Here is a 21184-nt window from a genome sequence, read left to right as displayed (position 1 = left end):
ATACATTTTACGACATAGTGAACGATACATCTAAGGAGTGACCTATGAGAGGTTTTAGAGGTGGAATGATGGGTGGTGGCGGTTTTCGCATGGGGCGGAAATTTGCGTCAGGCGACCTGCAACTGGTGATCCTGGCCCTGTTGGTGGAACAGCCCCGCCATGGCTACGAGCTTATCAAGCTCTTGGAAGAGCGTTCGGGTGGCTTCTATGTTCCAAGCCCGGGCGTGATCTATCCGGCACTGACCTACCTGGAAGAAACCGGCCTTGCTGACGTGGAGAGCGAGGGCACCAAGAAGCTCTATCGCATCACGGAGAGTGGCCGCAGGCTCGTCGAAGAGAACCAAACGATGATCGACATGACGCTTGGAAAATTGGAGAAGATCGGCGCGAAGATGGCGCACGTGCGCAAGATATTTGACCCCGAAAGCCGCAATGGCGATCGGGATGAGGACGGCTTTCCGGAAGACAAGAGCGAGGTCGCAACTGCGCGCATGCTGCTAAAATCGGCGCTTCGCCTGCGTTACCCCTGGTCGAAGGACGAGGCCAAGCGCATCGCTGGCATTCTGGAGCGCGCGGCCGGCGAAATTCTTGCCGGCGGCCGTTCGGGCGAGTGAGGCCTCAAGCGCCGCCTTCCGGCAGCGTCAGGATCAGCGGACCATTTCGCGTGGCGACGACCGTGTGTTCGTATTGCACGGTCGGAGCCTCAGGCTCCCCGTAGAGCGTCCAGGCGTCGTCGCCCCCCTCCGCCCATGTTGCGCCAAGCGAGAGGAACGGCTCGACCGTGAAGACAAGGCCTTCCGTTATCATCCGCTTCTCGGATGGATCCGGCCAGGTCGAGAGCTCGGCCGGCTCCTCATGCAGCGAACGGCCGATCCCGTGGCTCGCCAGATTGGCGACGAGGGTATAGCGGTTTTTCAGGGCGAAGGCGCCGACGGCCTGGCCGATCTTGGCGAGCGGCTCGCCCGATTTCACCTGGTTTAGGCCAACCCACAGCGCCCTTTTGCCGTCGCGGCAGAGCTTTTCGATCTTCGCCTTGTGCGGTGGAAGACTGAAGGACGCGCCGGTATCGGAAAAGAATCCATCCTTCTCGGCGGAGACGTCGATATTGACGAGATCTCCCGGGCGAATGATGCGCGGCCCCGGAATGCCATGGGCGATCTCTTCGTTGACGCTGATGCAGGTAGCCCCGGGAAACTGATAGCAAAGCTCGGGCGCGGAGCGTGCGCCGGCCTCCTCGAGCACCTTGCGGCCGATCTGATCGAGCTCCAGCGTCGTGATGCCGGGCTCCAGTGAAGCCCCCATCACCTGCAGGGCATTGGCGCAGATACGGCCGATTTCCTTCAGCTTGAGAAGTTCGTCTTCGTTTTCGATGATCATGAATCTCTACCCGGCCTTCTTCGGCCGGTCGGCCGGCTCTCGATCAGAATGAGAGCACGACGGCGTTGGGAATCCAATTCATCCTTTACGGCATCATGCTCCAGCTTCAGGCGGTGGCTTTCGCCTCTTCGTCGCTTTCAGTCAATGCCTTTCTGACGATCGGCGCGACTTTCGTGCCGTACAATTCGATGCCGCGCATGATCTGATCATGGGGCATCAGGCCGATCGCCATCTGCAGCAAAAAGCGGTCGTTCTTGAAGAGCCGGTGATGCGCGATGATCTTTTCCGCCACCAGTTCCGGCTCACCGACGAAGAGCGCGCCGTTCGGCCCGCGCGATATGTCGAAATGCGCCCGGTTCGTCGGTCCCCAGCCACGTTCGCGGCCGATCCGGTTCATGACCTCGGCCTGCGGGCCGTAGAACTGATCGGCAGCAACGTCCGTCGTGTCCGCAATGAACCCGTGGACGTTGATGCTGGTCTTGAGCTTCGACGCCTCCTGCCCGGCCCGGCGGGCCGCCTCGCGGTAGAGATCAAACAGCGGTGCGAAGCGCCGTGGCTCGCCGCCGATGATCGCCAGCGCCACCGGCAGGCCCATCGCGCCTGCACGCGCTACCGATTGCGGCGTGCCGCCGACGGCGATCCACAAAGGCAAGGGATCCTGCAGCGGCCGCGGATAAACCCCGCGCCCATTGATCGGCGCGCGCAGTTCGCCCGACCAACTGACCGTCTCGTTGTCGCGCAGGGCCACCAGCAGGTCGAGCTTTTCCTCGAACAACTGATCGTAATCTTCCAGATTGTAGCCGAAGAGAGGGAAGGACTCGATGAACGAGCCTCGCCCCGCCATGATCTCGGCACGTCCATTGGAAAGCAGATCGAGTGTCGCGAACTGCTGGAAGACCCGCACGGGATCGTCCGAGCTCAGCACGGTCACCGCACTGGTCAGCCGGATGTTCTTGGTCTTCACGGCAGCGGCAGCCAAAGCGACGGCGGGAGCGGAAGCCGCATAGTCTGGCCGGTGATGCTCGCCCAACCCGAACACATCGAGCCCGACCTGATCGGCGAGTTCGATTTCTTCGAGCAGATGCTTCAGTCGCTCGGCCCCTTCCTCACCCTTGCCTCGGCTCGGATTCGGGTTCACGTCGGCAAAGGTGTAGAGGCCTAGTTCCATGGCTCGCATCCCGTTGAATCTACAGATGGAGATAAGGATGGAGCGGCCTCAGCGCAAATATAAATTCTGGAACCGATCGTTCGAGAATATCGATAGGCAGCACCGCCGCGACCCGGGGATCGCGGCGAACTTTGATTCTGAAATCAACGACTTCAAAGCTTGAATGGAATCATTTTCCGAACGGCTTCGTATCTGAGATAAAGACCTCCCCAGGCAATCAGCCCGAGATAAACGCCGAACAGCAGGTGCGAAAAGATCGGGCTCCCGACGCGCAGATGCGTCGCGATCGCACCGCCGAGCAAACCCGTAAGCAGGATCGCCCCGAGCACCGACGTGCGTGGAATTGCGTAAAGCAGCGCGCACAACAGCGTCACGATACCCAGACCTCGGGCCAGCATCGGATCGCCCGAGTAGCCGAGCGCCGTCATCGTTTCCGTAACCGGCGCGATCGGCACAAGCTTGATCGCCCCGTCGAAAACGAGAAAGGCGACGATCAGCCCGCTCATGACAGTGCCGGTGACGGTTTGCCAACGCGGAAGCCGCGCATGTGAATCAACAATTGCAGACATGCCCCTATCCCCCTGTTTCGATTCCCGATTTCAGATCCTGGGAAGCAGCTCGGCGAGCTGGTCGGCGCATTTGCCCCAGCCCTCGTGGAAGCCCATCTGCTCGTGCTGTTCCTTGTCGGCCGCCGTCCAATGCCGGGCTTTGGCGGTGTATTTCGTGCGCCCGTTGCCGAGGTCTTCGAGCACAATGATGCCGACGAAGAACGGCTTTTCGGACGGTACCCAGGCGCTGGTGAAAGCGTCAGTGAAGACGATCTTCTCGTTTTCGACGATCTCCAGATAGACGCCGCGGTTGGGAAATTCCTGGCCTTCGGGGCTGCGCATGACGATGAGGTTTGATCCGCCCGGGCGTAGATCGACCTCCACATCAGACAGGGTCCAGGGACGCGGGACGAACCATTCCTTCATCAAGGCAGGATCGGTCCAGGCCTTGAAAATCTTCTCGCGCGGGGCATCGAATTCACGGACGAGAATCAGTTCATGTTGAGCTTCTGCGGTCATTTCAGCCTTCCTCCTGTTGAGCGAAACCTGTTTTCGATCAGGTTGTTACAAGGACGTGGGAGATTTTCCGGTTCCGACAACCGGATCTGACTTTTTGAGAATTATTTCGCGATCGGTTGCGCGGCCCCATGGACGAGGCTGTCGATCTGTTGGCGGATGTGGGCGGCTTCCGCTGCGGAATGAGCAAGCGCAATGGCGCGGTCGAACGCCTCATGCGCCTCGTGAGCGCGGCCGAGCTGCTTTAGCAAGCCGCCACGCAGGCCGTGGTAATAGAAGTAACCGCCGAGCATTTCGCCGAGTGTTTCGACGAGCGCCAGCGCTTCTTCCGGCCCTCTGAGCTTCGAGACGGCAACGGCGCGGTTAAGCGTAATGACAGGCGACGGCTGAACACGCTCCAGCGCCCGATAAAGCAGCTCGATCTCTTCCCAATCGGTATCCTCGGCACGCTTGGCGCGTGAATGCAGCGCCGCGATCGCCGCCTGCAGCTGGTAGGGTCCCGGTTGGCGATGGCGGATCGCCTTGTCGAGCAGCGCCAGCGCCTCGTTGATCAGCTCGCGATTCCACAGCGAGCGATCCTGATCCTCGAGCAGCACGATGTCGTTTTCGCCGTTGAAGCGGGCCTGGCGCCGCGAAATCTGCAGAAGCATCAGCGCCAGCAGGCCCATCAGCTCGGGCTCACCGGGGAAAATGCGCAGCAGCAGCCGCGCGAGCCGGATCGCCTCGTCGCTAAAGGCACATGCTTCGTGCTTCGGATCGGCCTGGCTGTAGCCCTCGTTGAAAACAAGGTAGATCATCGTGCTGACGATCGAGAGCCGCTCGGCCCGTTCCTGCGCATCCGGCGTCTCAAAGGGCACGCCGGCCTTGGCAACGCGCGCCTTGGCTCGCGTGATCCGCTGCTCCATCGCGCTTTCGCCGACGAGGAAGGCACGCGCGATCTGCTGGACACTAAGCCCCGAGACGATGCGCAGCGCCAGTGCGATCTGCTGCGTTGCCGGCAGATCCGGATGGCAGCAGATGAAGAGCAGCCGCAGGATATCGTCGCGGTAGTTGGAATCGTCCAGCCGCTCGGCGATGTCGCTTTCGGCGTCGCCGGTATCGGAGATCAGCTCCTCATCGGGAAGCGCCTGGGTCTTCGAGCGCTTGCGGACCGCATCGATGCCGCTGTTGCGTCCGACGAAGATCAGCCATGCCGTCGGATCGCGCGGCGGCCCCTTGTCTGGCCAGGTGCGGATGGCGCGCAGGCAGGCCTCCTGGAAGGCCTCTTCCGCGATGTCGAGATCGCGGAAGTATCTGAGCAGCGCGCCAAGCGCCTTCGGTCGGGCCGAAGCAAGCGTCACGTCGATCCAGGCAATGTCTGTCATGTCGCAGAAGCTCCCGGCCGGAACACGTAGAACGGCCGAATTTCATAAGAGGTGGAACCGGGATTGACCACGGAAAGCTCCTTGGAGAAGGCGACCGCCTCCTCCAGCGTATCGAAATCAACCACGTAAAAACCGAGGAGCGCTTCCTTCGTTTCTGCGAAGGGACCGTCAAGAACCAGCGGCTCCTCCTTGCCCTTGCGCACGGTGGTCGCCGCCGTCGTCGGCATCAGCCGGCCCACGGGACCAAGCTTGCCGCGCTCGGCCAAGGGTGCCTGAACAGCGTAGAGCTTCGCCATAACGGCGTCCTCTTCCTCCTTGGTCCAGGAGAACACGGTCTCTTCATTGGCATAACAAAGGATTGCATAAAGCATGTCGTACTCCTCTTCCTGAATGACGAAGGAGTAACGCGACATCCGACAGGACGCAGCAAAAAATTACAGCGTGTAGACGGAGATGGTTAAGTGTTCGCCGGCAGCAGCCGAAGGCGGCGAATGCGACATAACACAAACGGACGGGCGCACACCTCGCGGCCGTCTTGGCAGGCAGCTGCCAGACCGAAGAGTGTTACGCCTACCTCAGCTCACGGCTCCGACGGCAAGGGCCTCCTGCACAGCCAGCTGCGCCATCGCCAATGCGGCTTCGCGGGTCTTGGCGGCGGCGACGAAGCGACCGTTGTGGCAGAAGGTTGCGCCCTGAACGCCGCAGACCGCCTCCAGATCGTGATTGGTCAGGCCTGCCCAGGCAGCCGGCAGATCCGCCCGAAGTTCGAACCCCTCATCCCCGCGGCGGATGCCGGTGACGCACCAATCCCTTTCTCGCGGATGAACGACAAAGAGCAGGTGATCGGCGCGCACCTTCACGATGGCGGGACGGAAAGGCATTCCCGTCGGAAGTTCGAGAACACGCCCTTGCCCGGTACGTTCTATGGCTTGAAGGACGAGCGCTTCGGCCCGCAATTTGGCAGCGCTTTGGGCGATCTTCGCCTCGACAAAGCTGCGGGCGATGGCCACGGCATCTTGAAATTTGCGATCATCGGCATCCGGATCGGTATCGTCGAAAACCGGCTTCAAGGTTTCCAGCAAGGCCGGCAGCGTCAGACCGGCGATCGGCCCTGACGGGCTGAGCGCACCATTGTCCGTGAGATCGATCGGCAGCACGAAAGCGAGATCGAACGAGGTATGCAATGCCTCGACGTGGGCTTCGGGAACGCCGGTGGCAACCAGGTAGTCGCGGCCGTAGTGCTTCCAGATCAGCCCAAACGAGCTGTAGGGCTGCCCGTCCTCTCGCAGCGGCGCGCCACGCTGATGGTGATCGAAGATGCCCTTTAAGGCGTCATATGCACCCCCGACGTCATAGATGATGCGGTCGGCGCCCGGCGTGATCCACTCCGGCGCCCTGCTGCGGATCACACGAGCCTGCGGGAAAAGACGGGTCAGGATGACGCTCGACAGCACTTCATCGGCATGGAAGCCACCGGAATGGGTGACGAGGAAATCTGGATTCATGCCAGGATGCGCCTTGTTGTTTGCGGAAGTCCGCTTGCGATTGGCAGCACATAACCATTGCTGGCTGCCATCTCAACCCGTCATTGCCCCAAATCCTGTTTTGGTTGGCGATGGAAAAGCCGTCGTATCATCCCGTGGCGTCCACGTCGGCGCCATCAAGCCGCCTGGCCGGAATTGCTCTGCAATCTCACGCCTCACATCCGAGACACGAATGAGCGCCGTTCCGCCTGCCTGCCGCCTTGCGCGCGTCACACATCGGCGAGCGTGCGCTTGACGGCGCTACGCCACCCCTTGAGCTTTGCGGCGCGCGTCTTCTCGTCCATGTCGGGTTCAAAACGGCGGTCGCGCTTCCAGCTCTTGGCAAAGCCTACGCGGTCCGGCCAGACACCGGCCCGGCTGCCGGCAAGCCAGGCAGCGCCAAGCGCCGTGGTCTCGAGGATGACTGGCCGGTCGACGGGCGCATCGAGAATGTCGGCAAGCCGCTGCATCGTCCAATCGGAAGCGACCATGCCGCCATCGACGCGAAGGACGGTGCTCTCCACACCGCCCTTCCAATCTTTGTGCATGGCGTCGAGCAGATCGCGGGACTGATAGCAGACCGCTTCGAGCGCGGCGCGGGCGAATTCCTTCGGACCGCTGTTGCGCGTCAGGCCGAAAATCGCCCCGCGCGCATTCGCATCCCAATGCGGCGCGCCAAGCCCGGTGAAGGCGGGAACCAGATAGACCTCCTGCGTCGGGTCGGCGGCATCGGCAAGTTCCCCCGTGCGCGAGGCCGTATCGATGATGCCGAGCCCGTCGCGAAGCCATTGCACGGCAGCACCCGCGATGAAGATCGAGCCTTCGAGCGCATAGGTCGTCTCGCCGTTCAGCCGATAGGCGATGGTCGTCAGCAACCGGTTCTTCGAACGAACAATGTCGCTTCCGGTGTTGAGCAATGCGAAACAGCCGGTGCCGTAGGTGGACTTCATCATGCCGGGCTCGAAGCAGGCCTGCCCGATGGTCGCGGCATGCTGGTCGCCGGCAACGCCGAGGATCGGGATCTCGGCGCCAAGGATAGCCTTCTCGGTAATGCCGAAATCATCGGCACAATCCTTTACCTCAGGCAGCATCGCTGCGGGAACACGCAGGATATCGAGGAGATCCGCGTCCCACTTGTTGTCGGCAATGTTGTACATCAGCGTGCGGGAAGCGTTCGTCGCATCGCTCGCAAACACCTTGCCGCCGGTCAGCCGCCAGATCAGGAAAGCATCGACGGTCCCGAAGCATAACTCCCCCTTGGCGGCACGCGCCCGCGCGCCCTTGACGTTGGCAAGCAGCCACGAGAGCTTGGTGCCGGAGAAATATGGATCGAGGAGAAGGCCGGTCTTCCTGGTGAAGGTCTTTTCGAGATCCTGCCTCTTAAGCTTGTCGCAATAGCTTGCCGTGCGGCGGTCCTGCCAGACGATCGCGTTGTGGATCGGCTTGCCGCTGTCGCGCTCCCAGACGAGCACGGTCTCGCGCTGGTTGGTAATGCCGAGCGCCGCAATGTCCTTTGCCTCGATCCTCGCCTCGCGGATCGCCATCTTGATGGTCGAGACCACGGAATCCCAGATTTCCTCCGGATCGTGCTCGACCCAACCGGATTGAGGGTAGATCTGACGGAATTCCTTCTGGCCCGCACCGGCGATCTTCATCTCGCCGTCGAAAACGATCGCCCGCGTCGACGTCGTCCCCTGATCGATCGCCAGAACATATCCGCTCATGCCAGTCCTCCCCAAGATCGTGATTATCGGGAAAAATCAATAGGACAGGACGGCGGGCGAGGAAAGAACCTCACCGCCTCTTCGACACAAGAGATTTGCCGTGATCGCAATTGCCACAAGAGATGCTTTGCGCATAACCTCAGCTCTATTGCGTCGCAAAACGGCTTTAGGAGAAGAGCATGGCAAGAACAGTCGTCGTCACCGGATCCACCAGCGGCATCGGGCTTGCGATCGCAACAGCCTTTGCCGGCAAGGGCGACAACGTCGTCATCAACGGCTTTGGAAAGCCCGAGGAAATCAAGGCGATCGTCGAGAAACTTGAATCCGTCTCGAAGGCGAAGGTGACCCACCATCCGGCAGACATGACAAAGCCGGCCGAAATCGCGGATCTGATCGAAACAGCCGCCAAGACCTTCGGCAGCGTCGATGTGCTGGTCAACAATGCGGGCATTCAGCATGTGGAAAAGATCGAGGATTTCCCGATCGAAAAGTGGGACCAGATCATTGCGATCAATCTGTCCAGCTCGTTCCACACCATGCGGGCGGCCATTCCGCTGATGAAGGCGAAAAGCCAAGGGCGGATCATCAACATCGCCTCCGCGCACGGCTTGGTCGCCTCGCCGTTCAAATCCGCCTATGTGGCGGCAAAGCATGGTATATTGGGCCTGACGAAGACGGCGGCACTGGAGCTTGCCGAATTTGGCGTGACCGTGAACGCGATCTGCCCGGGCTACGTGCTGACGCCCCTCGTCGAGAAGCAGATACCGGATACGGCCAAGGCACGCGGCATGACCGAGGAGCAGGTCAAGACCGAAGTGATCCTCAAGGCCCAGCCGACGCATGAATTCGTCAAGGCGGAGGAGATTGGCGCGCTGGCTCTCTACCTCGCAAGCGACGAAGCCCGGCAGGTGACGGGTACCCACATCTCGATTGACGGTGGCTGGACCGCGGCATAACCATTCAAGATAAGCATAAAAACCAGGGAACCACATGAACGACAGCATCCGCTTCATCCTGAATGGCGAGGACGTCACGCTTGGCGATGTCCGGCCGACCGAGACGCTTCTCGATTATCTCCGGTTGAAGCGCCGGCTGACCGGCACGAAGGAAGGATGCGCGGAAGGAGATTGCGGCGCTTGCACCGTCCTTGTCGGACGGCTGATCGACGGCAAGCTGCACTATGAGTCCGTCAATGCCTGCATCCGCTTCATGGGGTCGCTCAACGCCACCCATGTCGTCACGGTGGAGCATCTGGCGGCCAGGGATGGAACGCTGCATCCGGTGCAGCAGGCCTTGGTCGATTGCCACGGCTCGCAGTGCGGCTTCTGCACGCCGGGTTTCGTCATGTCGATGTATGGCCTCTGGCTTTCCAACGACAAGCCGAGCCGCGCCGACATTGAAAAGGCCCTGCAAGGCAATCTCTGTCGCTGCACCGGTTACGAGCCGATCGTGAAGGCCGCCGAGCAGGTGAGCCACACCCGCCCGAGCGCGCTCTTCGACCCGCTCGAAAAGACCCGCTCCGATATCATCTCCCGCCTCTGGGCAATGCGCAACAGCCAGACCATCTCGATCACGACGGCCGAAGGCCGGCTGGTCGTGCCGGGTTCGCTGGACGCGCTGGCGCGCGTGCTGTCGGAAGAACCCACCGCCACTCTTGTTGCAGGGGCCACCGATGTTGGCCTGTGGGTGACGAAGCAGATGCGCGCCCTGGACCCTGTCGTCTTCATAAACCACCTGACAGACCTGCAGTCGATCACATCTGGCGACGGCGGCTTCACCATCGGTGCCGGCGTCACCTACACCCGCGCCTTCGAGACCATCGCCCGCAAGGTGCCGACCCTTGGCCGCCTCATCAACCGTATCGGCGGCGATCAGGTGCGCAACATGGGCACGATCGGCGGCAATATCGCGAATGGTTCGCCGATCGGCGACACGCCGCCGCCCTTGATTGCCCTTGGCGCAACCGTAAAGCTGCGCTCTCTGGCCGGGACGCGAATGCTGCGTCTCGAGGATTTCTTCATTGACTACGGCAAGCAGGATCGCCGCCGCGGCGAATTCGTCGAGAGCATCTTCGTGCCCTATCCGGCCGAGGACACCCAATTCGCCGTCTACAAGATCAGCAAGCGCCGTGACGAGGACATCACCGCGGTTCTTGGCGCCTTCTATCTGACCTTGGATACGGAGGGAGACGTCAACGACATCCGCATCGCCTTCGGCGGCATGGCCGCCACGCCGAAGCGCGCGCGCCACGTCGAAAACGCCCTCATGGGCAAGCCGTGGAACGAAGCAACGATCGAGGCGACGCGCGCAGAGTTCGACGCCGACTTCCAGCCCCTGACCGACTGGCGCGCAACGGCCGAGTATCGTCAGCTGACGGCAAAGAACCTTTTAACGCGCTTCTTCTTGGAAACCTCCGGCGCACCGGCCGAGCTCCATCGCTTCGAGGAGGTTGCGTAATGGACAAGTCGACCTTCGCGGACCCCAAATTCATCGTCAATGGCGCGATGCACGATGCGCTCAGCCACGATTCCGCCCACAAGCACGTTACCGGAGCTGCCGACTACATCGACGATCTGCCAGAGCCCACCGGGCTGCTGCATGGCGCGCTCGGCTTGTCCGATCGAGCCCACGCCGAGATCGTCAGCATGGATCTTTCCGAGGTCAAGGCGACGCCCGGCGTCGTCTGGGTGTTCACCGGCAAGGACGTTCCCGGCGTCAATGATGTCAGCTCGAACGGCAGCCACGATGAGCCGCTGCTTGCCGAAAAGAAGGTCGAATTCCACAACCAGCCGATCTTTGCCGTCATCGCCGAAACGCGCGAGATTGCCCGGCGAGCCGCCCGCAAGGCCAAGATCGAGTACCGCGACCTGCCCCACTGGAGCGATATCGATGGCGCGCTCGCCAACGGCAGCCCCCTCGTCGTCACGCCGATGACCCTGCAGCGCGGCGACGCCAAGACCGAAATGGAGAACGCGCCGCGGCGCCTGAAGGGCCAGATGCGGATCGGCGGCCAGGAACATTTCTACCTCGAAAGCCATATTGCCATGGCGATCCCCGGCGAAGACGACGAGGTTACCGTCTGGTCATCGACCCAGCATCCGAGCGAGATCCAGCATATCGTCGGTCATGTCCTCGATATCCCGTCGAACGCGGTGACGGTGAACGTGCGCCGCATGGGCGGCGGCTTCGGCGGCAAGGAAACGCAGGGCAACCAGTTCGCAGCTCTGGCGGCGATTGCCGCCAAAAAGCTGAAGCGTGCCATCAAGTTCCGGCCCGACCGCGACGAGGATATGGCTGCCACCGGCAAGCGCCATGACTTCCTTGTCGACTACGAACTTGGCTTCGACGACGACGGGCGAATCCACGCGGTCGATGCGACCTACGCTGCCCGCTGCGGCTTTTCTTCCGATCTTTCGGGGCCGGTCACGGACCGCGCGCTGTTTCATGCGGATTCCAGCTATTTCTACCCGCATGTTCACCTAGCATCGAAGCCGCTGAAGACTCACACCGTCTCGAACACCGCCTTCCGTGGCTTCGGCGGCCCACAGGGCATGTTGGGCGGAGAGCGCTTTATCGAGGAAATCGCCTATGCGCTCGGCAAGGACCCGCTAAAGATCCGCAAGCTGAACTTTTACGGACAGCCCGGCTCCGGTCGCACGCTCACCCCCTATCATCAGGAGGTCGAAGGCAACATCATCGGCCGGATCGTCGACGAACTTGAAGACAGCGCCGACTATCAGGCGCGCCGCAACGCAATCGTCGCGTTCAACCGCAACAACCGCTACATCCGAAAGGGCATTGCACTGACGCCGGTGAAGTTCGGCATCTCCTTCACCATGACGGCCTTTAACCAGGCTGGCGCCCTCGTTCACGTCTATCAGGATGGCTCGATCCATCTGAACCATGGCGGCACCGAGATGGGCCAGGGCCTCTACACGAAGGTGGCGCAGGTGCTGGCCGACAGCTTCCAGGTGGACATCGAGCGGATAAAGATCACGGCAACGACAACAGGCAAGGTGCCGAACACCTCGGCCACGGCGGCATCGTCCGGATCGGATCTGAACGGCATGGCCGCCTGCGATGCCGCCCGCCAGATCAAGGAACGGCTGGTCGCCTTTGCCGCCGAAAAATGGGCTGTACCTCCGACGGACGTAGTCTTCCTGCCGAACCGCGTGCGGGTTGGCGACAAGGAGTTCCCCTTCCCCGACTTCGTCAAGCAGGCCTACTTCGCCCGTGTGCAGCTTTCCGCTGCCGGGTTCTACAAGACCCCGAAGATCCACTGGGACAGGGCCGCCGGCCGCGGCACGCCGTTCTACTATTATTCCTATGGCGCGGCCTGCTCGGAGGTATCGATTGATACGCTGACAGGCGAATACATGATCGAACGCACCGATATCCTGCACGATGTCGGCCGTTCGCTGAACCCGGCGATCGATATCGGCCAGGTCGAGGGCGCCTTCGTGCAGGGCATGGGCTGGCTGACCACGGAAGAACTCTGGTGGGACGACAAGGGCCGGCTGCGCACGCACGCCCCCTCGACCTACAAGATCCCCCTCGCCTCCGATCGGCCGAAGATTTTCAACGTCCGGCTGGCCGAGTGGTCGGAGAATGCCGAGCATACGATCGGCCGATCCAAGGCGGTGGGCGAGCCACCTTTCATGCTGGCGATTTCGGTGCTCGAGGCGCTTTCGATGGCGGTCGCCAGCGTTGCCAACTACAAGCTCTGCCCGCGGCTCGATGCGCCGGCGACGCCCGAGCGGGTATTGATGGCCGTGGAGAGAATGAAGAAGGCATAGGCTAAAGTGGCAACACCTCGGGGCACTGCCACGCCAACCTCACGGCCTACCGCCGGAACTCCCTGTCGTAGCGCGGCTCGCGCCCGTCCATGAAACCGAGATCGCGCTTGACGCGATCCGGCATACCCTCGAGTTCCAGCCTGTCCCATCCCGAAAGCCGGCGCAGCAGTCTCCGGCCAAGGTCGGACAGCCAACTGAAAGTCCCGGCAGCCCTTGCCTGCCTGTCCTGTTCGATAGCGGCGCAATCCATAACATCACCTCGACAATTTGATCCGTTGGGTTGCAGACTGCGCCAATAAATGCTGCAATTCCAATCGAACGATCGTCTGGACACATAAAGAGAGCTTATCCATGAAGCTGTCGAAACAGTTTCCCCTGAACGCGCTGCGGGTCTTCGAGGCGGTCGCGAGGCTCGGGAGTTTTACCAAGGCCGGCGAGGAGCTCGGCATGACGCAGACGGCCGTCAGCTACCAGGTGAAGCTGCTGGAGGAGAATATCGGCGAGCCCCTCTTCATGCGGCGCCCACGCCACATCAGGCTGACCGACGCCGGCGAGCGGTTGGCACCCAAAGTGACCGAAGCCTTCGCCATGTTGCACGAAGCGATGGCCTCGGTTCGGGGCGCTGCCGAGGAAACGCTGCTTATTCACTCTACCCCGACATTCGCCTCGCAATGGCTGGCACGTCACCTCGGCTCGTTCCATCTAAAGTATCCGGCGACCGCCGTACGCCTGCGCACATCAGATACGCTGATCGATTTTGCCCGGGAGTCCGCCGACATCGCGATCCGTAGCGGCAAGGGAAACTGGCCGGGCCTTGTGTCGCATCGGCTGATGGCGATTGATTTCACGCCGATGCTGAGCCCCGAACTTGCCGCTAGCGCCGCCGGCGGCATCCGCCAGCCGAGTGATCTCCTCAAACTGCGACTGATCGACGCGGGCGACTCGTGGTGGGCTTCATGGTTCGAGGCGGCCGGTGTCCACAATCCCGACCTCGCGGGCCGGCCGCGCAGCCGGCTCGGCGCACAGTCCTTCGAGGCGAGCGCTGCTCTTGCGGGACAAGGCGTGGCGATCCTGACGCCCGCGTTCTATCGCGATGACATTGCCGCAGGTCGGCTGATCCAGCCTTTTCCAATCGTCTGCAGCGACAACGATTGGGACTACTGGCTGGCCTATCCGGAGAGCCGTCGCAACGTTCCTAAGATCAAGGCATTCCGAAACTGGATTCTCGAGGAAATGAACGTCTTTGAGATCAAGGGCAGCTAATAGCCCATCTGTGGCGCGTAGAAGCAACGCGGCGTATCCTCGTTCGGGAACAGGCAAAGATGATAGTCGCCGTCACCTGAACGCATGGCCTTTCCCATGGGAAGCAGGAAGACATGCGCATGCGTGACAAGTCGGTGATCGCCCGGCAGCAGCGTCACCCGATAGCCATGGGGGGTAATCGCCACGCTTTTCGGCGGGATCATCTGGCAGTCCCCGGTTTCGCTATCGCCATTGCAACAGAAGGGCTCATAACTCCAACCCGAAGGCGCGTCATGGCCGTAAGCGCAGGACGCGAATGCAATCATCACACACACAAGAATACTGCGCATTGGCATCTTCTCCGTTGATGAATGCGCCGCCGGAATGAAGCGGTTTCCACCTCATTCCGGCGGCCTCAAAATGAAACTGTAATCGAACCGTTACATTTCAAGCCACTTTGCAGGCTGCAGGGCGGCGTCGACGGACCGCATTTTCAAAGGCGTTTCACCATTCGCGGCGCTCACCAATCGACCGTTGGCAAGCCGTCTCCGCAACCGGCAGACATCTCCAGCACGGGAGAGCATCCGATGAAAAAACGTCGATATGTTGGCTTAGTGCGTGGTGTTTTTACGCCGCCCTTGCTGCATGCCAGGCAACATCAACTTCGGGCAGAGAATCTGATTGCGCGGCGATACACGCAAGACCAGCAGCCTCGAAAAGGGCATTGATATGGTTTGTGTATTGCAGCCGTATCGGGATTAAGTTTCGTTCTTCGTTTGAAGGGCGAGACAGGACAGATGCGAGGTTCGAGGCAATCGGTTACAGGAGCGCGAATCAGCTGCGCCGTCCTGTCGATCACCGGCTCCCATGCTTCAGACAAGGCAAAGCCGCCTTGATCTCTGGCCGAGAATGAAATCAAAAGAACAGGGCTGGCTTCACTCATAGGTTCTGAGCTTCGGGAATGCGAGGCTGCCCCGTGGGGCTTTTCAAAAGTTCGTTACCACGATCGGCGTTGCGTTATTCCCGGCATTAGCTCCGAGTGATCGCCAATCCCCTTTCCTCCTGGCACGACTTTCTGCAATGTGACGAGTCGGAGGAAGAACAGGGGAACTCAATGTATGAATATGCCATCGCGTGGGAATGGCTGGCCTTTGCCGCCCGCTGGTTCCACGTCATCACCGCGATTGCCTGGATCGGCTCGTCCTTTTATTTCATTGCACTCGACCTCGGCCTGGTGAAGCGGCCGCATTTGCCGCCCGGCGCCTATGGCGAGGAATGGCAGGTTCATGGCGGCGGCTTCTATCATATCCAGAAGTATCTCGTGGCACCCGCACAGATGCCCGAGCACCTGACTTGGTTCAAGTACGAAAGCTATTTCACCTGGCTCTCCGGCTTCCTGATGCTCTGCATCGTCTACTACGGCGGCGCCGACCTCTTCCTCATCGACCGCCATGTGCTCGACATCAGCGCGCCGGTGGCGATCCTGATCTCGCTCGCCTCGTTGGCCGTTGGCTGGATCGTTTACGACCGGCTGTGCAAGTCGCCGCTCGGCAAGAACACCTGGGGCCTGATGGTCGTGCTCTACGCCGTGATCGTCTTCATGGGCTGGGGCTATACGCAGCTCTTCACCGGCCGCGCCGCCTTCCTGCATCTAGGCGCCTTCACGGCAACGATCATGTCGGCCAACGTCTTCATGATCATCATCCCGAACCAGAAGATCGTCGTTGCCGACCTGATTGCCGGGCGCACGCCCGATGCGAAGTATGGCGCGATTGCCAAGCAGCGCTCGCTCCACAACAACTACCTGACGCTGCCCGTCATCTTCTTCATGCTGTCGAACCACTATCCTCTGGCCTTCGGCACCGCCTACAACTGGGTGATCGCCGCCCTCGTCTTCCTGATGGGCGTCACCATCCGTCATTGGTTCAACACGACGCATGCGCGCAAGGGACGGCCGACCTGGACCTGGATCGTCACCGTCATCCTTTTCATCCTGATCATGTGGCTGTCGACCGTGCCAAAGGTGCTGACCGGCGAGAAGGATGCGCAGGTCGTCGCTCCCGCTTTCCAGCAATTCGCTGGCGATGCACATTTCCCCGCGGTCAAGCAGCTCGTCGGTACGCGCTGTTCCATGTGCCATGCCGCCGAACCGGTCTATGAAGGACTGGCCCGTCCGCCGAACAACGTCATCCTCGAAACCGATGCGGAAATTGCCGCTCACGCCCGGGAGATCTATATACAGGCGGGCCGCAGCCACGCCATGCCGCCCGGCAACGTGACCGATATCACCCCGGACGAGCGCAAGCTGCTCGTCGCCTGGTTCGAAAGCGCAGTCGAAGGCAAGCAGGAATGATGTCAGCCGCCCTTCGCGTCATGCTCCTCGCCTCCGCTCTGACCGGTTGCGGCCAGAGCGGTGCGGATGCAACGGCGACGGCAAGCAGCCCGACAGCAGGCGATTTCGCCGGTGACCTCAACGCGCTCGGTACCGAACCCTTCTGGGCGATCAAAATCCGTGCCGACGGTCTCACGTTCAGCCGTCCGGGCGTCGAGGACGTCAAGAGCGCCAACCCTGGTCCAGTCATCGAGAACGATCGTGCCACGTGGACAGTCGCCGATGGACCGACACCGTTCAAGCTGACGTTGACCAAAGGGGATTGCTCGGACGGCATGTCCGATCGCCACTACGCGATGAACGCGGTTCTGGTGTTCGCAGACAAGACCATGTACGGCTGCGCCGCCACGCCGGCGTCCATCGCCGCCCAGCCGGCGCCCTGACGCGAAAGCCGCGCAACAAGACAATCGAGAGGCAGAAAGCCATGACACACACCCTTCTCCGCGGCCGCCTCCTCTCCTTCCTGCGTGCCCCGCAAGACCTCGGCGATAGCGGAAGCTACCTCTACGAAAGCGACGGTGCCCTCTTGATCAAGGACGGTCTGATCGTCGCCTGCGGCGCCTATGACACGGTGAGCGCGCAAGCCCCCGCTAATGCCGTGACCGTCGATCATCGTCCGCATCTGATCATGCCGGGCTTTATCGACATGCACCTGCATTTCCCGCAAATGCAGGTGATCGCCTCTTATGCTGCAAACCTGCTGGAATGGCTGAATACCTATACCTTCCCGGAGGAATGCCGTTTCGTCGAAAGCGCCCATGCCGCACGTATCGCCACGCATTTCTACGACGAGCTCGTGCGTCATGGGACGACGACGGCGGTCGCCTATTGTTCCGTCCACAAGACCTCAGCCGATGCCTTCTTCGCTGAGGCGTTGAGGCGCAACATGCGCATGGTCGGCGGCAAGGTGATGATGGACCGCAACGCCCCGCAGGGCCTGCTCGATACGCCTCAGATGGGCTACGACGAAACCCGCCAGATTATCGCGCAATGGCACCGCAAGGGTCGCAACCATGTCGCGATCACCCCGCGCTTCGCGATTACCTCGACGCCGGCGCAGATGGAGGCCACGCAGGCGCTTGCCCGCGAATTTCCCGACCTGCACATCCAGACGCATCTGTCGGAAAACCACGACGAAATCAAATTCACCTGCGAGCTTTATCCCGAGGCGATCGACTACACCGATATTTACGCACGCTACGGCCTGCTCGGCGACAAGACGCTCTTCGGCCACTGCATCCATCTCTCGGATCGCGAGGCGGATGCAATGAGCGAGGCAGGCTCGGTCGCGGTCCATTGCCCGACCTCGAACCTCTTCCTCGGCTCTGGCCTGTTCCCGCTGAAGGCGCTCGCCCGCCGCGAAAAACCGGTACGCATCGGCGTCGCCACCGATATCGGCGGCGGCTCAAGCTATTCCATGCTGCGCACGATGGACGAGGCCTACAAGATCCAGCAGCTGCTTGGCGAGCGCCTGAACCCACTGGAAAGCTACTACCACATGACGCTCGGCAACGCCCGGTCGCTCTCGCTCGCCGATCGGATCGGCACGCTTGATGTCGGCTCGGACGCCGATATCGTTGTCCTCAACGCCGCCGCAACGCCTGCCATGGCGCTGAAGATGGAGGTCGTGAAGACGCTGCCGGAAGAACTGTTCCTGCTGCAAACCATGGGCGACGACCGCGCGATCGTCGAGACTTACGTGGCGGGCGTTGCGGCCAAGAGTGCGATGTGAGGTTCCGCGGCGACAGGTCGCCCGCAGACGGCGGGCAGACGTAGCACGTCTCACGCCCGGTAGCGAAGCGCGTTCACGAGCAGGGCGAAAGCCGGCGATGTTTGCCGGCGGCTCGGATAACAGAGGTGGTATCCGGGGAAAGGCGCACACCAATCCTCAAGCACGCGGACAAGCCGTCCATCGGACAGAGGCTGTCGCACCAGTGCTTCTGGCACAAAGGCCAGGCCAAGTCCTGAAAGCGCAGCATTCAACCGCAGCTGGGCATTGTTGAACACCAGTTGCCCTCCACGCGCACCTTCACTTCGCGCCCGTCCTTCCCGAATTCCCAGGCATAAACCCCGCCGTAGGTCGGCAGGCGTAGATTGATGCAGTTGTGGTCGGTGAGATCGGCCGGCGTCTTTGGCTTCGGCCGCCGCTCGAAATAGGCAGGCGCTCCCCCGCGAAGGCAAGGTCAAGCATTTCGGCCTCTCCGAGGCGGGCGCCAGGACGATCCGCCGCGCGCATGCGGTGCAGCCCGTCGCCGCCCTTCAGAGCGAATATTCGCTGTGGTGGCGCGAGCCGGAACAGGAAATCCTGCCGACGCTCGAGGAGCTCGGCATCGGCTTCGTTCCGTTCAGCCCACTCGGGAAAGGTTTCCTGACCGGCGCGATCAACGAGGCGACGACCTTCGACAGCAAGGACTTCCGTAACGTCGTGCCGCGCTTCTCCGCCGAGGCCCGCAAGGCCAACCAGGCGCTCGTCGATCGGCTCAGCGAGATCGCGCGCCAGAAGGACGCGACGCCGGCGCAGATCGCTCTTACCTGGCTGCTGGCCCGCAAGCCCTGGATCGTTCCGATCCCCGGCACGACGAAGATGCACCGCTTGGACGAGAATATCGGCGCCGCCGCGGTACAACTAACAAGCGACGATCTCGCTGCCATCGAGACCGCACTCGCCGACATAAAGGTCGAGGGCGACCGCTACCCGGCGCATCTGCAGGCGAGAGTCGACCGCTGAGCGGCGGCGAAGCGGACGGAAAGGATCTGCCATGACCGACGGTTCAAGGATAAGGTCGTCGAGATGGCGGCCCCCCCAATTCCTTCGCAAGCATGGTGGCCTTCGCAATGAGCCAGCCGGAGGACGTCGACGTGAACGAAATCCTGTTCAGGCCGACAAAGCAGGAATATTGACATCGAGGGCGACGCTCCGGCCGCCTTTCGCCACCTACCGGGATCGGAGGACCACGTGAAGCCTTACGTCATCCTGCATATGGGATCGAGCATCGACGGCCGGATCGTGACGTCGCAATGGCCGAAGGAGATGACTGCCGCCTTCACCGCGATCTATGAACGCCTGCACCAGCAGATGGGAGGTGATGCCTGGATCGTCGGACGCGTGACCATGGCCGAATTCGCGGAAGGCGATCCCCGCCCTGTTGAAGCTGGCGAGGTTTTCCCTCGCACGACCTGGAAAGCACCAGGGGCTGGAAAAGGTCCCTACGCCATTGCCGTCGATCAGGGTGCCAGGCTGCATATGAACATCGACATGATCAACGGCGATCCGATCGTGATGATCCTGCCGGAGACGGTGCCGGACAACCATCTAGCGGAACTGCGCCGCGACGGTATCTCCTATCTCTTTGCCGGTCGGCATGAGATCGATCTTGCTCTGGCGCTTGAACGCATCCGTGCCGACTTCGGCACTGACCGGCTCTTGCTCGAAGGCGGTGGCGGTATCAACGGCAGCTTCCGCAGGGCTCATCGACGAGATCAGCCTGCTGATCCTGCCTGTTGCCGACGGCAGCGTGAACATGCCGATGACCTTCGACCGCGCCGCCGTGCCGGCAACGAGCCTGCAGCTTGTTTCGGTCGAGCAACTCCAAGGCGACGTCGTCTACCTGCGCTATCGTCCAGGATAACGCTGGCGGCCGCTATTTCGACCACGCAATCGACTTCAGCGCGTCCATGACAACCCGGATGATCGGCACATTACGGATGTCGGCATGCACGACCAGCCAGAGTTCACGCGTCAGCGGCTGCCGCTGAGGGATCGCCTCGACCAAGTCGTCAAGCTCGGCCAGCATGAAATTCGGCAGCATGGCGATACCGCCGCCGGCGCGCGCCGCCGCCAGCTGGAATTCCAGCGTCGTTGCCCTGAGCGTCACCTTCCTCCCCTCAGTCGCCTCGGCAAGCCGCATCGATTGCGGCGCGCTCGCCATCGTTTCGTCATAGGCGATAAAGGTTCTCTGCTCCTTCGGCGTCGCGGCCAGATAGGTAGCCGTGGCATAAAAGCCGAAGGCGACATCTCCAAGCTTGCTGATGACGAAGTTGCCCTGCTCCGGCTTTGTCATGCGAACCGCAATATCCGCCTCCCGCCTGTCGAGCGAGGCGTAGCGCGTCTCGCCAACGATAGTGATGCCGATATCGGGGTGGCGGGCTCGCAAGGCAACAAGCGTTGCCGGCATCATTGCGGCGGCGAGTGTCGGTGGCGCGCTGATCCGGACCTCGCCGGCAAGCGTTGCGCCGGCCGCAAGCCCCAGCCGTTCGATGGCAAGCGCCTCCTGCCCCATACGCTCCGCCATTCCCGCGATCCGCTCACCCTCCGGCGTCAGCACGATGCGGCGGCCACGCCGATCCACCAGCTTCACACCCATCTGTTCCTCGAGCCCGGCAACCCGGCGGGCAACCGTCGCATGCTCCACTCCAAGGGCGCGAGCGGCCCCGAGCAAGGTTCCGGCGCGAGCCAAAGCCGCAAAGTAGCGAAGGCTTTCCCAATCGATCATTGTTCATTTTTTCCCATTCAATGATAAATAATAGGGAATTT

At 61.6% G+C, this 21184-nt stretch carries 20 protein-coding genes and 4 pseudogenes; 12 read left to right on the top strand and 12 right to left on the bottom strand.

The window, feature by feature from the left end; all coding sequences use genetic code 11:
* Positions 1 to 44 precede the first annotated feature (44 nt).
* Positions 45 to 614, top strand: a complete 570-nt coding sequence (locus tag FHT71_RS05820) for a PadR family transcriptional regulator (protein WP_007789818.1) — start codon at positions 45 to 47, stop codon at positions 612 to 614.
* Positions 615 to 618: 4 nt separating this feature from the next.
* Here FHT71_RS05820 and map read toward each other — a convergent pair whose 3' ends face one another.
* The 8 genes from map to glpK all read right to left on the bottom strand — a co-directional run bounded on the left by map (position 619) and on the right by glpK (position 8220).
* Positions 619 to 1377 (bottom strand): type I methionyl aminopeptidase, encoded by a 759-nt coding sequence (gene map, locus FHT71_RS05815; protein WP_183719227.1) that lies wholly within the window; start codon positions 1375 to 1377, stop codon positions 619 to 621.
* 106 nt (positions 1378 to 1483) lie between these two features.
* Positions 1484 to 2545, bottom strand: a complete 1062-nt coding sequence (locus tag FHT71_RS05810) for an LLM class flavin-dependent oxidoreductase (protein ID WP_007789814.1) — start codon at positions 2543 to 2545, stop codon at positions 1484 to 1486.
* A gap of 152 nt (positions 2546 to 2697) precedes the next feature.
* The gene (locus tag FHT71_RS05805) at positions 2698 to 3114 is read right to left on the bottom strand and encodes a DoxX family protein (protein ID WP_007789812.1); all 417 of its coding nucleotides are present in this window, start codon (positions 3112 to 3114) and stop codon (positions 2698 to 2700) included.
* A gap of 30 nt (positions 3115 to 3144) precedes the next feature.
* A complete protein-coding gene (locus FHT71_RS05800) occupies positions 3145 to 3612 on the bottom strand; it encodes an SRPBCC family protein (RefSeq protein WP_183719225.1) in 468 nt (155 codons plus the stop codon).
* 101 nt (positions 3613 to 3713) lie between these two features.
* On the bottom strand, positions 3714 to 4973 hold the full coding sequence (locus tag FHT71_RS05795; RefSeq protein ID WP_183719223.1) for an RNA polymerase sigma factor: 1260 nt from the start codon (positions 4971 to 4973) through the stop codon (positions 3714 to 3716).
* Positions 4970 to 5344, bottom strand: coding sequence for a YciI family protein (locus tag FHT71_RS05790; protein ID WP_007789807.1), 375 nt, complete (start codon positions 5342 to 5344; stop codon positions 4970 to 4972). The genes FHT71_RS05795 and FHT71_RS05790 overlap by 4 nt, the downstream gene beginning before the upstream one ends.
* 204 nt (positions 5345 to 5548) lie before the next feature.
* Positions 5549 to 6478: an MYG1 family protein gene (locus FHT71_RS05785; RefSeq protein ID WP_132588835.1), complete on the bottom strand. Its 930-nt coding sequence runs from the start codon at positions 6476 to 6478 to the stop codon at positions 5549 to 5551.
* Between the two features lie 248 nt (positions 6479 to 6726).
* Positions 6727 to 8220, bottom strand: coding sequence for a glycerol kinase GlpK (gene glpK / locus FHT71_RS05780; RefSeq protein WP_132588836.1), 1494 nt, complete (start codon positions 8218 to 8220; stop codon positions 6727 to 6729).
* A 179-nt stretch (positions 8221 to 8399) separates the two neighbouring features.
* Between glpK and FHT71_RS05775 the strand changes: the two genes are divergently transcribed.
* Genes FHT71_RS05775 through xdhB form a run of 3 tightly spaced genes read left to right on the top strand, consistent with a single transcriptional unit; the run spans position 8400 to position 13016 of the window.
* On the top strand, positions 8400 to 9176 hold the full coding sequence (locus tag FHT71_RS05775) for a 3-hydroxybutyrate dehydrogenase (RefSeq protein ID WP_007789802.1): 777 nt from the start codon (positions 8400 to 8402) through the stop codon (positions 9174 to 9176).
* 34 nt (positions 9177 to 9210) lie between these two features.
* Entirely contained in the window at positions 9211 to 10677 is a 1467-nt protein-coding gene (gene xdhA / locus FHT71_RS05770; RefSeq protein WP_183719221.1) for a xanthine dehydrogenase small subunit, read from the top strand.
* Complete coding sequence (gene xdhB / locus FHT71_RS05765) at positions 10677 to 13016, top strand: xanthine dehydrogenase molybdopterin binding subunit (RefSeq protein ID WP_183719219.1); 2340 nt, start codon at positions 10677 to 10679, stop codon at positions 13014 to 13016. Before xdhA ends, xdhB begins: the two co-directional genes overlap by 1 nt.
* A gap of 46 nt (positions 13017 to 13062) precedes the next feature.
* Here the strand turns inward: xdhB and FHT71_RS05760 are convergent, their stop codons facing one another.
* Positions 13063 to 13266, bottom strand: a complete 204-nt coding sequence (locus FHT71_RS05760) for a hypothetical protein (RefSeq protein ID WP_132588839.1) — start codon at positions 13264 to 13266, stop codon at positions 13063 to 13065.
* A gap of 101 nt (positions 13267 to 13367) precedes the next feature.
* On the opposite strand from FHT71_RS05760, the gene FHT71_RS05755 reads away from it, so the two are divergent.
* Complete coding sequence (locus FHT71_RS05755) at positions 13368 to 14279, top strand: LysR substrate-binding domain-containing protein (protein ID WP_132588840.1); 912 nt, start codon at positions 13368 to 13370, stop codon at positions 14277 to 14279.
* Here the strand turns inward: FHT71_RS05755 and FHT71_RS05750 are convergent.
* Complete coding sequence (locus tag FHT71_RS05750; RefSeq protein WP_007789791.1) at positions 14276 to 14608, bottom strand: hypothetical protein; 333 nt, start codon at positions 14606 to 14608, stop codon at positions 14276 to 14278. The two genes, FHT71_RS05755 and FHT71_RS05750, sit on opposite strands and share 4 nt — an antisense overlap.
* A 764-nt stretch (positions 14609 to 15372) precedes the next feature.
* Between FHT71_RS05750 and puuD the strand changes: the two genes are divergently transcribed.
* From puuD to guaD, 3 genes are read left to right on the top strand one after another with little or no spacing between them, the layout of a single operon-like run.
* Complete coding sequence (gene puuD / locus FHT71_RS05745; protein ID WP_183719217.1) at positions 15373 to 16611, top strand: urate hydroxylase PuuD; 1239 nt, start codon at positions 15373 to 15375, stop codon at positions 16609 to 16611.
* Complete coding sequence (locus FHT71_RS05740) at positions 16608 to 17033, top strand: membrane protein (protein ID WP_037082019.1); 426 nt, start codon at positions 16608 to 16610, stop codon at positions 17031 to 17033. The genes puuD and FHT71_RS05740 overlap by 4 nt, the downstream gene beginning before the upstream one ends.
* A gap of 41 nt (positions 17034 to 17074) precedes the next feature.
* Positions 17075 to 18382, top strand: coding sequence for a guanine deaminase (guaD, locus tag FHT71_RS05735; protein ID WP_132588841.1), 1308 nt, complete (start codon positions 17075 to 17077; stop codon positions 18380 to 18382).
* Positions 18383 to 18432: 50 nt separating this feature from the next.
* Here the strand turns inward: guaD and FHT71_RS05730 are convergent.
* Positions 18433 to 18818: pseudogene (locus FHT71_RS05730) on the bottom strand (LysR substrate-binding domain-containing protein); the annotation flags it as partial.
* Here FHT71_RS05730 and FHT71_RS05725 point away from each other — a divergent pair.
* The 4 genes and pseudogenes from FHT71_RS05725 to FHT71_RS31405 all read left to right on the top strand — a co-directional run.
* Positions 18809 to 19378: pseudogene (locus tag FHT71_RS05725) on the top strand (aldo/keto reductase); the annotation flags it as partial. The pseudogenes FHT71_RS05730 and FHT71_RS05725 sit on opposite strands and share 10 nt — an antisense overlap.
* A 71-nt stretch (positions 19379 to 19449) precedes the next feature.
* Positions 19450 to 19551, top strand: a pseudogene (locus FHT71_RS31410) (oxidoreductase); the annotation flags it as partial.
* A 79-nt stretch (positions 19552 to 19630) separates the two neighbouring features.
* Positions 19631 to 20059 (top strand): annotated as a pseudogene (locus tag FHT71_RS05720) (pyrimidine reductase); the annotation flags it as partial.
* Complete coding sequence (locus tag FHT71_RS31405) at positions 20013 to 20279, top strand: dihydrofolate reductase family protein (RefSeq protein ID WP_246717968.1); 267 nt, start codon at positions 20013 to 20015, stop codon at positions 20277 to 20279. The pseudogene FHT71_RS05720 and the gene FHT71_RS31405, both read left to right, overlap by 47 nt.
* A gap of 12 nt (positions 20280 to 20291) precedes the next feature.
* Here the strand turns inward: FHT71_RS31405 and FHT71_RS05715 are convergent, their stop codons facing one another.
* The gene (locus tag FHT71_RS05715; RefSeq protein ID WP_183719215.1) at positions 20292 to 21143 is read right to left on the bottom strand and encodes a LysR family transcriptional regulator; all 852 of its coding nucleotides are present in this window, start codon (positions 21141 to 21143) and stop codon (positions 20292 to 20294) included.
* Between the last annotated feature and the right edge of the window lie 41 nt (positions 21144 to 21184).

The sequence above is a fragment of the Rhizobium sp. BK060 genome, assembly GCF_014193145.1.
In the GTDB taxonomy this organism is placed as follows: domain Bacteria; phylum Pseudomonadota; class Alphaproteobacteria; order Rhizobiales; family Rhizobiaceae; genus Rhizobium.
Note: the sequence above shows the minus strand (reverse complement) of the source record. Positions and strands in the feature narration are given on the sequence as shown.

Excerpts from the sequence above, each read along its gene's own strand:
- FHT71_RS05820 (WP_007789818.1), top strand. The coding sequence starts at position 45 with ATGAGAGGTTTTAGAGGTGGAATGATGGGTGGTGGCGGTTTTCGCATG.
- map (WP_183719227.1), bottom strand. The coding sequence starts at position 1,377 with ATGATCATCGAAAACGAAGACGAACTTCTCAAGCTGAAGGAAATCGGC.
- FHT71_RS05810 (WP_007789814.1), bottom strand. The coding sequence starts at position 2,545 with ATGGAACTAGGCCTCTACACCTTTGCCGACGTGAACCCGAATCCGAGC.
- FHT71_RS05805 (WP_007789812.1), bottom strand. The coding sequence starts at position 3,114 with ATGTCTGCAATTGTTGATTCACATGCGCGGCTTCCGCGTTGGCAAACC.
- FHT71_RS05800 (WP_183719225.1), bottom strand. The coding sequence starts at position 3,612 with ATGACCGCAGAAGCTCAACATGAACTGATTCTCGTCCGTGAATTCGAT.
- FHT71_RS05795 (WP_183719223.1), bottom strand. The coding sequence starts at position 4,973 with ATGACAGACATTGCCTGGATCGACGTGACGCTTGCTTCGGCCCGACCG.
- FHT71_RS05790 (WP_007789807.1), bottom strand. The coding sequence starts at position 5,344 with ATGCTTTATGCAATCCTTTGTTATGCCAATGAAGAGACCGTGTTCTCC.
- FHT71_RS05785 (WP_132588835.1), bottom strand. The coding sequence starts at position 6,478 with ATGAATCCAGATTTCCTCGTCACCCATTCCGGTGGCTTCCATGCCGAT.
- glpK (WP_132588836.1), bottom strand. The coding sequence starts at position 8,220 with ATGAGCGGATATGTTCTGGCGATCGATCAGGGGACGACGTCGACGCGG.
- FHT71_RS05775 (WP_007789802.1), top strand. The coding sequence starts at position 8,400 with ATGGCAAGAACAGTCGTCGTCACCGGATCCACCAGCGGCATCGGGCTT.
- xdhA (WP_183719221.1), top strand. The coding sequence starts at position 9,211 with ATGAACGACAGCATCCGCTTCATCCTGAATGGCGAGGACGTCACGCTT.
- xdhB (WP_183719219.1), top strand. The coding sequence starts at position 10,677 with ATGGACAAGTCGACCTTCGCGGACCCCAAATTCATCGTCAATGGCGCG.
- FHT71_RS05760 (WP_132588839.1), bottom strand. The coding sequence starts at position 13,266 with ATGGATTGCGCCGCTATCGAACAGGACAGGCAGGCAAGGGCTGCCGGG.
- FHT71_RS05755 (WP_132588840.1), top strand. The coding sequence starts at position 13,368 with ATGAAGCTGTCGAAACAGTTTCCCCTGAACGCGCTGCGGGTCTTCGAG.
- FHT71_RS05750 (WP_007789791.1), bottom strand. The coding sequence starts at position 14,608 with ATGCGCAGTATTCTTGTGTGTGTGATGATTGCATTCGCGTCCTGCGCT.
- puuD (WP_183719217.1), top strand. The coding sequence starts at position 15,373 with ATGTATGAATATGCCATCGCGTGGGAATGGCTGGCCTTTGCCGCCCGC.
- FHT71_RS05740 (WP_037082019.1), top strand. The coding sequence starts at position 16,608 with ATGATGTCAGCCGCCCTTCGCGTCATGCTCCTCGCCTCCGCTCTGACC.
- guaD (WP_132588841.1), top strand. The coding sequence starts at position 17,075 with ATGACACACACCCTTCTCCGCGGCCGCCTCCTCTCCTTCCTGCGTGCC.
- FHT71_RS31405 (WP_246717968.1), top strand. The coding sequence starts at position 20,013 with ATGAGATCGATCTTGCTCTGGCGCTTGAACGCATCCGTGCCGACTTCG.
- FHT71_RS05715 (WP_183719215.1), bottom strand. The coding sequence starts at position 21,143 with ATGATCGATTGGGAAAGCCTTCGCTACTTTGCGGCTTTGGCTCGCGCC.